Raw genomic sequence first — 11261 nt, forward strand, 5'->3', positions numbered from 1 at the left:
TTCCATTCAAGTACAGGTTGTATCAGGAGTTCATTTCATGATGAGTGATATGCACGGCGATGGCGGGCCGGCCCAGCTCGTGATTCATGATGACGAAGATACGCCAGACGAATTCGTGATCGAATTGCTGCGGCGGGTTTTCGGTAAGTCCGAGCGCGAGGCGGTCGCGCTGATCACCAGGATCGAGCAGGAGGAAAAGGCCGGTAGCGGTCCCTACCCGCGGTCCGTCGCCGACGCACTGCTCAAATCCGCGCTGCAGCACATTCAATTTGCAGGTCACGGCCTGCGGATCACACTCGAACCGGTCAAGACGACCTGCGAGCTTTGCGGCAAGCCCGAGGCGCAGACCGACGTGCGACTCGGGGGCCGGACGATCTGGCTGTGCAGCGACTGCATGCGTGCCGCAGGTAACTCCGGCGAGGAGCCGAAGGAAGAGGAGTTCGAATATGCCTGCGAGGTTCTGGACCGGCATTTTGCCGGCGTTCCACGCAGCAAGCTCGTGACCACGGTTCGCCAGTTTCCGGGACACATGCGCGCAGACGTCCAGGCGGGCATCGACCGCCTGTTCGCTTCCGCCGTCCGGCTGTTCGGCATCAATGACGAGCAACGCTACGAAACGCTGTCGATTGCGCGGCTTCTGCGCGAAGGCCGCAATGCGCAGGCGATCGCACCGCTCCAGTATTTCGATGTCGATATTGGCGAGAAGAACCCCGCCAAGTGCCTCGACAACGGGCTGTGGCTGTGCGCGCAGGGTGATCTCCGCTACGCCGTGCTGCTCTGTGCGCATCGCGAGTTCAGCCGCGAGTCCGGAATCCGGATCGAACTCGCCGTGCCCTCTGGCGCCGCGGGCGCGGCCCTCGTCCAGCGATGCTTCGGCGAGCTGGAGCAGGCTGTGCAGACCGCGCGCACCTATCGCGGCAAGATTCTCTCGCTCGACGCCGACCGAGATTATCGCGGCCTCTCGCGCGGCATCACCGTACACCGCCTGCCGCCGGTCGCACGCGACGAGGTGATCCTGCCGGAGCAGACCTTGCGGCTGCTCGATCGCAACGTCCTGAGATTCGTCGGGACCCGCGATCAATTGCGCAGGCTCGGTCAGTCGACGCGCAAGGGCATTTTGCTGTACGGCCCGCCAGGCACCGGCAAGACGCACACGATCCGGTATCTCGCGGCGCATTTGCCCGCCATACGACCCTGATCATCACCGCCGAGCAAATGGGCCTTCTCGGCGCCTATATGAGCCTGGCGCGGCTGCTTCAGCCCTCGATGGTGGTGATCGAGGATGTCGATCTCATCGCCCGCGACCGCGATGACATGGGGCCATGCGAGGAGCCCCTTCTGAACAGGCTGCTCAACGAGATGGACAGGCTGAAGGAGGACGCAGACATCCTCTTCGTCCTGACCACCAACCGGCCGGGGGACCTCGAAGATGCGCTCGCCGGCCGGCCCGGCCGGATCGACCAGGCCATCGAAGTGCCTCTCCCCAACGAGCTCGGCCGCAGCAAGCTGGTACGGCTCTACGGCAAGGGGCTGCCGCTCGATGACGCCATCGTCGCCGAAGCGGCGCGGCGCAGTGAGGGCACGAGTTGCGCCTTCATCAAGGAATTGATGCGGCGGCTGGCACAGGCGAGCCTGGCCCGCGACGGCGGCAGTTCCGTCATCTCCGCCGACATCAATGAGGCGCTCGACGACATGCTGTTCTCCGGCGGCCGCCCTCAATGCGCAGCTGCTCGGCGGCGCACAGGCGATGGCGGCGGGATGATGACCGTTCTCGCCGCTGGAGCATGATCCGGAAAAGTGTGAAGCGGTTTTCCCTCGCGACAAACGCGGAACGCGCTTGCGCGGAGATCATGCTCAAACAAGCACCTAAAGCGCGATGACGATTCATTCCAATCTCATCGCGCTTTGGAGTGCTCTAGTACTCCGCCGCGAGGTGCCGGGCAATGTCGCCGACCGGAAGCCGCGTCAGATCCTTGGGCAGTTCGCCGACGATGCGCGCCTTGACGTCCGCATGAAACGCGGCGCGCAGGTCTGCCAGTGCACGCGGCGGTGCGATGACGACGAGCGCCTTCACGTCGCGCTCGCGGACGAGCTGCTCCATCGCGGCTGCGACACGCCGGGCGAAGCGATGCTCCTCGATATCGTGCCAGTCGGTCGGCTCGACGGCCGCCCTTTGCCCTGTCGGCTTGCTGACACGGCCGGGACGATCGGTCCCCTGCTCGCGCGTCGGCGGATTCTCATCTGCGAACACGTCCTCGGTTTTCAGGTTCGGCTGCGCGGGATTGCCTTCGTTGCGCAGGAACAGCGCCTTGCAGCCGTCGCCGATGAAGACGAAGGCGCCGTGGGGAATCATCAGGCCGCTCATGTCAACGCTCCAGCTTTCGCTTCGATATTCAACCCCTCACCCGCCGGCGGGTTGATTCAAATCAACGCGAGCCTGCCACGGCCCAATGCGTGTGCTGCGCTTACCAATACGTGAGCACGGGAACTTGCACCGCGACACCGGTGCGATCTTCAACGAATTTGAGAGAAATCAACGACAGGTCGCGCGCACACCAACCCAAGTTCTCTAGGGAACGTGGAACCCGTTCGAGACGCTGGCGCAGAAACCTGCCAAGAAGATCGAGGTCACGATCGGTTCGTGCGAGGCGGTCCCCGCAGCCTCGCACCAGCTATCCGCATCCGGCGCACTCCGTCACTGCGCGCAGAAGAAGCTCACTGCCTCCGTCACCGGGCCGCCATTGTAATGCGGCCAGGCTGGCCAGCGGCACAGCGGCAGCGCGCGCACAACCGAGAACGCCGGCGCCTCGACCTTCTGCTCGGTGACCTCGAGATCGCCGGGCGCCTTATCGTGCTCGACCCAGTCGACCAGCACGCTCAGCATGTCGATATTGGCCGGCGCGCCGGAGCCGACATGGTCGACGCCGGGCGCCGTGTAGAGCCTTACGAACAGGTCCGTCGTCGCCGACCCCATCAGACGCTCGACGTTCTCGAAATAGCGGATGCCGGCATAGGGGCTCTGCGCATAGTCGGCCATGTGCTCGAGCATGATCAGCCGGCCGCCATGCTCGCGGAAGCGGCTGAGATCGGGATTGGTCGAGTCCATCAGTTGGGACACCTCGAGCAGCCGCGCCTTGTGATCTTCGGGCCTGTAGGTGGTGACGTCGAGCTCGGGATCGCGCGCGAAGATATATTGAAGGGTGCCCGCACCGTAGACCCAGGCGATGCCATTGGTCGGGGCCGGCGGCTGCGCAGGCGCCGCGATGCCGAGCCACCAGGCCGTCCATCCGCCGGTCGGGCCGACGGATGGCGTATCCTCGCCCGACACGCCCCAGCCCGGATAATCATCGAGCCCGTTGGCGAGCGGGAACGGGAATTTGTAAGCGCCGTGCAGCGTGTCGATCGCCTTGATCTGCGCGTCGGTGAGGCATCGGTCGTCACTCTGTCCGCTCGCGCAGCGCAACGTCTGTGGCTTGAAGGTCGCTTTGCAGCCGACGGGATTCTCCACCAACGCATCGGCTGAGCCGTCGGCCTTGTCGCAGGCGGCGCGCACGGCGTCACCCACGAGCTTCACCTGGGCCGGACGGATCCAGCCGTCGCCCATGGTCACCAGCCCCGACCGGGTGCCGGCATGCTGCAGGCCGACCCAGTTGATGACCGGCACGCGCGAAAAAATGCCGTCGAAATCCGCCGGGTAACGCTGCGCCATGGTCAGACCTTCGCGGCCGCCCTCGGAAGAGCCCATGAAGTACAGCTTCTCAGGCCCCTTGCCGTAGGCGCGCTCCATTAGCGTGACAGCGGCGTCGCGCACTTTCTTGTAGGCGCGGTGGGCAAAGTTCTCGAATGCCTCGTCGTTGAGCGCGAAGGCCTGAGGCGGCTCGCCCGGCTTGGCCTCATGGCCGGAATCGGTGCCATAGGTGACGAAGCCGCGCGCAAGCGGCAACGGCTTGTCGAAGGGATAGGCCGGCGGCAACCCGAGTCCGGTGATCAGGACGCCGTTGAATCCGCCGCCGCCATATTGCACCGAGCGGCCGTTCCACTCGACCGGCAGGTTGAGCTGGAACTTGATCGGCGGCGCTTTCGGGTCCGCGGGTTCAATGTGACCGAGCACCTTGCAGAAAGCAGGACTGGCCGGGGTGACACGTCCCGACGGCATCGGTCCGCGTTCGGCAACGGTGAGCGGCGACGGCGCCTGGAGCGATGCCGAGTCGATCTTGACGGCACCAGCCTCCGAAGCAAGGCCCTTGCAGACGGTGTCGGCATCCCCGGCCAGCGTCAGCGCGGATACGCCATCGACATCAGCCAACGCCACCAGCAGGCTCGCGAAACACACGGTTACGCTGATCTCAGAACGCGTCATCGCTTCCACCCGGACTTTTCTGTTATGAACGACAAGCGCGCGCATTCAACGCAACGTGCGGCCGTCCGTCAATCGCAAGCGCCCGATGGCCCGCCGTTAGAACGATCCCACGACGCTGCCGAGCGCGATGACGATGACCAGCGCCAGCAGCGACGAGACGATGCCGACCATCACGATATCCAGGTAGCTCTCGCGATGGGTCAGGCCGCAGATCGCGAGCAGGCTGACCACCGCGCCGTTGTGCGGCAGGATATCCAGCGTTCCCGAACCGATCACCGCCACGCGATGCATCAGCGCGAGGTCGACGCCGGTTCGCGCGGCGAGGTCCACATAGGTCTGGCCGAGCGCATCGAGCGCAATCGTGAGGCCACCGGACGCCGAGCCGGTCAGTGCCGCCAAAATGTTGGTCGCGACCGCAAGCGACACCAGCGGTCCGCCCTCGATCGAAAGCACCCAGTCGCGCACCGTCTCAAAGGCCGGCAGCGCAGCGATGACGGCACCGAATCCGACCAGGCTTGCAACGCTCACCGCCGGCAGGACGGACGCATTCGCGCCGGCATCCATCGTCTGCCGCAACGATGCGAGCCTCGGCCAGTTCATGGCTATGGCCACGACGATCGCGGTGGCGAGCGCGACCGAGACCGACCATACGCCGGCGACCGCGGACAAGGACGTGCCGCCCCAGCGCTGCTCGGCCAGGTATGAGAAATCCAGCCGTGGCAACACCAATAGCGACATCACGAGATTGACGGCTACGACGACGACGAGCGGCAGGATGGCGCTCAATACCGGCGACGGTGCCTCGCTGCGACGTCCATGGCGGATCTCCGCCGGATCGAATTCGCGGGCGAGCGTCGCGCGCTCGCGTAGCAATTCATCGTCAACGATGTTCTCGGCAGCCTCTTGCGTATCCGCGCCAAAACCTTCGCCGGCGCGGCGGGCCGCGGCTTCCGCCCGTTGCAGCCACCACAGGCCCGTGCCGAGCATGACGAGGGAAGCGATGATGCCGAGCCCGGGTGCGGCAAACGGCGTCGTGCCGAAGAACGGCATCGGGATCGCGTTCTGGATCGACGGCGTGCCCGGCAGCGCCGACATCGTGAAGGTCGAGGTCCCGAGCACGATCGCCGCCGGGATCAGCCGGCGCGGAATGGAGGCTGCGCGGAACAGCGACTGTGCCATCGGCGCGATAACGAAGAAGGCGACGAACAGGCTGACGCCGCCATAGGTGACCAGCGCACCGGCCAGCACGACCGCAAGGATCACGCGCTGCTCGCCGAGCCGCTGTGCCATGAAGGTGGCGACTGCCGTCACCGCGCCGCTGTCATCCATCAGCTTGCCGAAGACGGCACCGAGCAGGAAGATCGGAAAGAACTGCGCCAAAAAGCCCGCGGCGCTCGCCATGAACACCTGCGTCAGATTGGCGAGCAGCGGCTCGCCGCCGAATGCTGCGGCCACGAGCGCCGCGAACGGGGCGAGCAGCAGGACGCTCCAGCCGCGGAAGGCCAGCACCACGAGCAGGCCGAGCCCGACGAGAATGCCGAGAAGCCCCACGTCTCAGCACTCCGCCAGGAGAACATCGAGATCGGCGGTCGAGCGCCGGCCGACGTCCTCGCGATGACGTTCGAGGAATTCGCTCGCAGCCAGCCGGCCTTCGTCGCGGAGCATCGAGAGGAACTCCCACTCCGCGTTCAGCTTGGAGGAGGCACCGAACTTCGTCAGGATGTCGCTCTTGATCCGGTGCGTCCGCATCCGCGCCCAGCGCGCGCCCTCGCCGCTTCCTGGATCGGCCGCCTGACGCAGCAGCGCGATCATGCGCAACTCCTTCATCAGCGGCGAGTTGAACGAGATCTCGTTGAGCCGGTTGAGGATCTCCGCCGCGGTGCGCGGGTCTTCCGGCCGCTCCGTCGGATTGATCTGCACCAGGATGGTATCATAGGCGTCGCTTTCACGGACCAGCGGTGTGATCGTCGGATTGCCGGCGAAGCCGCCGTCCCAGTAGGGCTCGCCGTCGATCTCGATGGCACGGAACATGGTCGGAAGGCAGGCCGAGGCCAGGAGAACGTCGGCCGTGATCTCTGCGTTGCGAAAGATCCGGCCCCGGCCGGTGCGCACCCGCGTCGCCGTGATGAACAGCTTGATCTCGGAACGCGCGAGGCGTTCGAAATCGATGCTCTCGGCGAGCACCTTGCGCAGAGGATTATAGTCGACCGGGAGATCGTAGGGCGAGAACAGCCGTGACATCAGATCGGTAAAGACATAGGCCGGCGAGGTGTCGAGCGTCCAGCGCCCCATCAGGCGATCGAGCGGCGAGCGCTGCAACGGACTGAATGCCGCGGCGCGCGAAACACGGCGCCAGTATTGATCCAGCGCCTCACGCGCGCCCTTGGCGCCGCCCGCCGTCCATCCGTCGGCCAGCACCGCGGCGTTCATCGCTCCGGCGGAGGTCCCGGAGATCGCGACGACATCAAACCATGTCTCTTCGAGCAGACGGTCGAGCACGCCCCAGGTGAACGCGCCGTGCGAGCCTCCGCCCTGAAGTGCAAGGTCGATCGGTATGCGGTCTCGGGCCATCGTGTCCGCACTCGCGCAACTTAAGCTCAAGTTCGATGAGACTTTAGACGAGACTTGTCAGATGAGCTTTGCCTTCAGCGCCCCAGTTAACCACAGGTAAGTAGAAAGCGGAAGGCGGGCCACGCAACAGCGCAGCCCGCCCGGACGCGTCACACCGTCGTGATGCGAAAAGCGCTCAGTCCATTCGCGCGTCAGTGCTCGAACACCAGCCGGGCGCCGATCGTGCCGTCGAGCCCACGGATCTGCCGGAGCAGCTCGTTCGAATCCTGGCCGCCAAGGTCGGCATCGAGCACGACGTAGCCGAGATCGCCATGCGTCTCCAAATATTGGGCGGCGATGTTGACGTCACGCTGCAAGAAGACCTCGTTCAGCCGGCGCAGCATGCCCGGTACGTTGCGGTGGACGTGGCTGAAGCGGGCACCCGTGGGGCGGAGATGGAGCTGCACCTCAGGGAAATTGACCGCACCCATGGTCGAGCCGGTGACGCAATAGTCGACGAGCTTGCGGGCCACCTCGCCGCCGATCCGCTCCTGCGCCTCTTCCGTGGAGCCGCCAATGTGCGGCGTGAGGATCACGTTGCTCAGGCCCTGAAGCGGACTCTTGAAGCGATCGGCGTTCGAGGACGGCTCGACCGGGAAGACGTCGATGGCGGCGCCGGCGACGTGCTCATCGCGCAAGGCGCGCGCCAGCGCATCGAGATCGACGACGGTGCCGCGGCTGTTGTTGATCAGGAACGAACCCGGCTTCATCAGCCGCAGCTCGCGCTCGCCGATCATGCCCGCGGTCTCCGGCGTTTCCGGCACATGGAGGCTGACTACGTCGCTCTGGGCCAGGAGGTCCTCAAGCTTCTCGACCGGCTCGGTATTGCCGTGACGCAGCTTGTCGGTCCGGTCGAAGAAGATCACCCGCATGCCCATGGCTTCGGCGAGCGTCGAGAGCTGTGATCCGATATTGCCATAGCCGATGATGCCGAGCGTGCGGCCGCGCACCTCGCGGCTGCCGGTCGCCGACTTGTCCCAACCGCCCTCATGCGCCGCCACCGAGCGCGGAAAGATCTGCCGCAGCAGCATCACGATCTCGCCGATGACGAGCTCGGCGACGCTGCGCGTATTGGAGAACGGCGCATTGAAGACGGGAATGCCGCGCTTGCGGGCGGCGAGCAGATCGACCTGATTGGTGCCGACGCTGAAGCAGCCGACTGCAAGGAGCTGGTCGGCCGAGGCGAGCACGTCCTCGGTGAGCTGGGTGCGCGAGCGGATGCCGAGCAGCGATACACCCTTCACGGCTTGCCGCAGTGTCTCGCCGTCGAGCGCCTTGCTCAACCGCTCGACATTGGTGAAGCGGGCGGTCCTGAACAGGTCCACTGCGCTGTCATTGACACCTTCAAGCAGCAGGGCTTTCGCGGTCCGCTCAGGGGTCTGGCCTGTGGCTGGCATGGGATCTCCGTGGATATCGCCTTCGCGCGCGGCTTAGTCTCCGGCGAGGCCGAAGACAATATGATTTTCACGTGGAGGCAAGATGGCGGGGTATGGCCTGCCTGTGCGCGCTCAGATCACGTAAAATCCGTGCGTCGCATCGCGACGGAGCTGCTCGACGAGGCCGTATTCCCAGTCAAGATAGGCCTGCATCGCACTTTCCGCGACATCGGTGCCCTCGTAGGGACGCCTGTACCGATGCACGGGATCCGGCTTGGGCAGCACCTGCGGTGGGCCTACCTCGAGTGCGCCGTCATAGCCACCTTCGAGCACGTAGACTTCCCAGCCCATCTGCGCAAGCCATGACGCCGTCATGTCGGCGCGCGCGCCTTTGTCGTCGGTCAGGAGGATGCGCGCGCCGCGCACGGGCGCTGCCATGTCGATCTCCTGGACGAGCTGGCCGCCCGCGTAGTGGCGGAAGCCGGCGAGGTGACCGATCGCATAGTCCTCGGCGTCGCGCACATCGAAGCGATACAGCGTTCGATGAGGTTGCGCAGCGAGCGCCGCCGCCTCACCCGCGCCGATGTGGCGAACGCCCGCACGATAGGCGACGTCGCGGGCATTGGCCGCGGCGCCTTCGAACGACCCGATCGCACCGCGGCGCCCGGCACCATGCTCGAGCGTATGCTTGGCGAGAGTCCAGCCGATCGTGCCATTGCGCAGCGCGCGCACTTTGTTCGGGACGCCCGCATTGATCAGCGACTGCGTGCCGATGATCGAGCGCGTGCGACCGGCGCAATTGACGATGATGGTGGTGTCGGGATCGGGCGCCGCACGGCCCGCCCGCAGCACGAGCTCGGCGCCGGGCACGCTGACCGAGCCCGGGATATTCATGGTCGCATATTCGTCGAAGCGGCGAACATCGAGGATCGCAACATTGGCCTTGCCGGTAATCAGGCTTGCGACCTCGTCGGCGCTGAGCGAAGGCGTGTGACGGCGCGCCTCGACAAGCTCGCCAAAGGCCTTGGCATAGGAGTTGACGTCCTCGAACACCTCGTAACCGGCCGCGCGCCACGCGTTGATGCCGCCGTCGAGCGCGCCGACATTTGTGTAGCCGAGCGCCCGCAGCCGTTCGGCGCCCGTCCCGACCAGACCTTCGCCGTCATCATACAGGACGATTGCCACGTCCTTGCGCGGCAGCCGCGTCTCGGCCTCGATCGCGATGCGCCCCTCCGCCATGTTGGCGGCGAACAGGGGATGGCCGGTGGCAAACGCTGCTTCATGCCGGAGATCGAGCAGCCCGATCTCCTCGCGCAGCAGCAGCGCGCGACGGATATCTGCAGGGGTGACCGTGGGAAGCTTCATGGAGCGGCGGGTCCTCGCGAGAATGAGCCTGCCGTTTTTGAACCATTGCCGCGGCCTTGGCTAGCCGCTCCGCGCGCTCACTGCTTCGGGCCGGCTGTTCCCGTTTCCTTCAGCCGCGCCGATCTGACCCAGCCGGACACGGCATTTCCGTTTCTGGGGTTCGTGTACATCACCGAGGCCCAACCGTCGTCGGTTTGGGCGTAGGCAATCAATTCGTCCTTGGGAATGACGAAGATGCCGTTCATCGCACAGGCGAGGTTCGGAGCCGAGTATAATTGCAGTCGTCCCGCTCCAGTCACGACGTTCGCCATGGGCGGCGACAGCATCGGTGCGTCCCTGCCGCCCAGTTCCGGCTCCTTGCAGAGTGGCGCGGCGAGCGCTGGCGTCAAGGCGACCACGCCCCAGACGATGAAAGCGGACCATGACCATTCGTGACCTCCGCGAATGCTCATCGGTCGTCTCGAAGGCGAGAAAGGTTCGGTCGCTTCACGCGATCGCGGGACTCACGAGCGCGTCGATCTTCGCCTTCAGCGCCTTGCCGTCGGAGAGGCCACGAAGCGGCGGACGCACGCGCAGCCAGCCGGGATCGGCGGTCTGTGCGGAGAGGATCGCTTTCAGCGTCGCAACCAACGACGGCGTCTTGACGACGATATCGATCGCCGCCTGCATGCGCGCTCCGACGTCCTTGCCGTCGACCATGCCCTTGACGAGTTCGGGCACGATGTTGGCCATGCCGCAGATGGTGCCGGCGCCGCCCGCCGCGATGGCGCGGGTGATGTCGGCTTCATTTCCCACGGTGATGGCGAGCTCGGGGGCCGCTGCACGGAATGCCTGGAATTGCTTGAAGTCGCCGCTGGAGTCCTTGAGGCCGGCAACGAGCTTGCCGAAGCGCTTGCGAAGGCTCGATGCCACCGTCGTCGGGATGGCGACGCCGGAGACCTGCGGGATGTGGTAGAGATAGGCGCGCAGGCGATCGTCCGCGACGCCATCGAGAATCGCCGCGAACGCGTCCTCAATTCCTTCAGGCGTGACACTGCGATCGAAATAGGGCGGCAGCACCAGCACGTGGCGCAGGCCGAGGCTCAACGCCGAACGCGTCAGGGCGATGCTGTCGGTGATCGCGGGAAAGCCGCCGCCGATGCCGATACGGTCGGCCTCGACGCCAGCCTTGAGCAGCGCCTCGACGGTCGCAACCCGCTCGGCGACGTTGAACGAGGTACCTTCGCCGGTGGTACCGAAGATGACGACGCCGTTGACGCCCTGCTTGAAGAGCCGAAGCGCATGGTCCGCCAACCGGGCGGGATCCGCAGCCCCCTCGGCCGTCAGCGGCGTCGGCGTGGCCACCCAGAATCCGCGAATTGCGTCCGTCATGACATGTCCTCTTCTGCCGGCCTAAGCCTTTGATCGGTCTTTATCTTTTTGAGAAGCGCGAAACTCGCTTGGCGTTCTCTCGAGTTTCTTGTACCTTACATACAAGTTAATCACAATCCTCCCGTCAGGCGGGTCGCGCCGCCAAAAATGCATGGGCGAGCGCCAGACCTCGCACCGCG

Annotated in this window: 10 protein-coding genes; 2 read left to right on the forward strand and 8 right to left on the reverse strand. The window is 65.4% G+C overall.

Annotation, left to right across the window (positions count from 1 at the left end):
- Positions 1–37 precede the first annotated feature (37 nt).
- Entirely contained in the window at positions 38–1198 is a 1161-nt protein-coding gene (locus SO156_RS34980) for an ATP-dependent Clp protease adaptor ClpS (protein WP_498537943.1), read from the forward strand.
- A gap of 17 nt (positions 1199–1215) precedes the next feature.
- On the forward strand, positions 1216–1788 hold the full coding sequence (locus SO156_RS34985; RefSeq protein ID WP_498537944.1) for an AAA family ATPase: 573 nt from the start codon (positions 1216–1218) through the stop codon (positions 1786–1788).
- 127 nt (positions 1789–1915) lie between these two features.
- Here the strand turns inward: SO156_RS34985 and SO156_RS34990 are convergent, their stop codons facing one another.
- From SO156_RS34990 to SO156_RS35025, 8 genes are all read right to left on the reverse strand, one after another.
- Positions 1916–2365, reverse strand: a complete 450-nt coding sequence (locus tag SO156_RS34990; RefSeq protein WP_458149085.1) for a host attachment protein — start codon at positions 2363–2365, stop codon at positions 1916–1918.
- Between the two features lie 330 nt (positions 2366–2695).
- Entirely contained in the window at positions 2696–4360 is a 1665-nt protein-coding gene (locus tag SO156_RS34995; RefSeq protein ID WP_498537945.1) for a tannase/feruloyl esterase family alpha/beta hydrolase, read from the reverse strand.
- Positions 4361–4456: 96 nt separating this feature from the next.
- Positions 4457–5911 (reverse strand): GntP family permease, encoded by a 1455-nt coding sequence (locus tag SO156_RS35000; RefSeq protein WP_498537946.1) that lies wholly within the window; start codon positions 5909–5911, stop codon positions 4457–4459.
- A 3-nt stretch (positions 5912–5914) separates the two neighbouring features.
- On the reverse strand, positions 5915–6931 hold the full coding sequence (locus SO156_RS35005) for a patatin-like phospholipase family protein (RefSeq protein WP_498537947.1): 1017 nt from the start codon (positions 6929–6931) through the stop codon (positions 5915–5917).
- Between the two features lie 191 nt (positions 6932–7122).
- Complete coding sequence (serA, locus tag SO156_RS35010) at positions 7123–8367, reverse strand: phosphoglycerate dehydrogenase (RefSeq protein ID WP_498537948.1); 1245 nt, start codon at positions 8365–8367, stop codon at positions 7123–7125.
- A gap of 111 nt (positions 8368–8478) precedes the next feature.
- Positions 8479–9711 carry a rhodanese-like domain-containing protein gene (locus SO156_RS35015; protein ID WP_498537949.1) on the reverse strand — a complete coding sequence of 411 codons (1233 nt, stop codon included), beginning with the start codon at positions 9709–9711 and terminating at the stop codon, positions 8479–8481.
- Positions 9712–9788: 77 nt separating this feature from the next.
- Positions 9789–10163: a hypothetical protein gene (locus SO156_RS35020; protein ID WP_498537950.1), complete on the reverse strand. Its 375-nt coding sequence runs from the start codon at positions 10161–10163 to the stop codon at positions 9789–9791.
- A gap of 34 nt (positions 10164–10197) precedes the next feature.
- Positions 10198–11082 (reverse strand): dihydrodipicolinate synthase family protein, encoded by an 885-nt coding sequence (locus tag SO156_RS35025; protein ID WP_498537951.1) that lies wholly within the window; start codon positions 11080–11082, stop codon positions 10198–10200.
- Positions 11083–11261: the final 179 nt, after the last annotated feature.

The organism is Bradyrhizobium sp. UFLA05-125 (assembly GCF_059803515.1).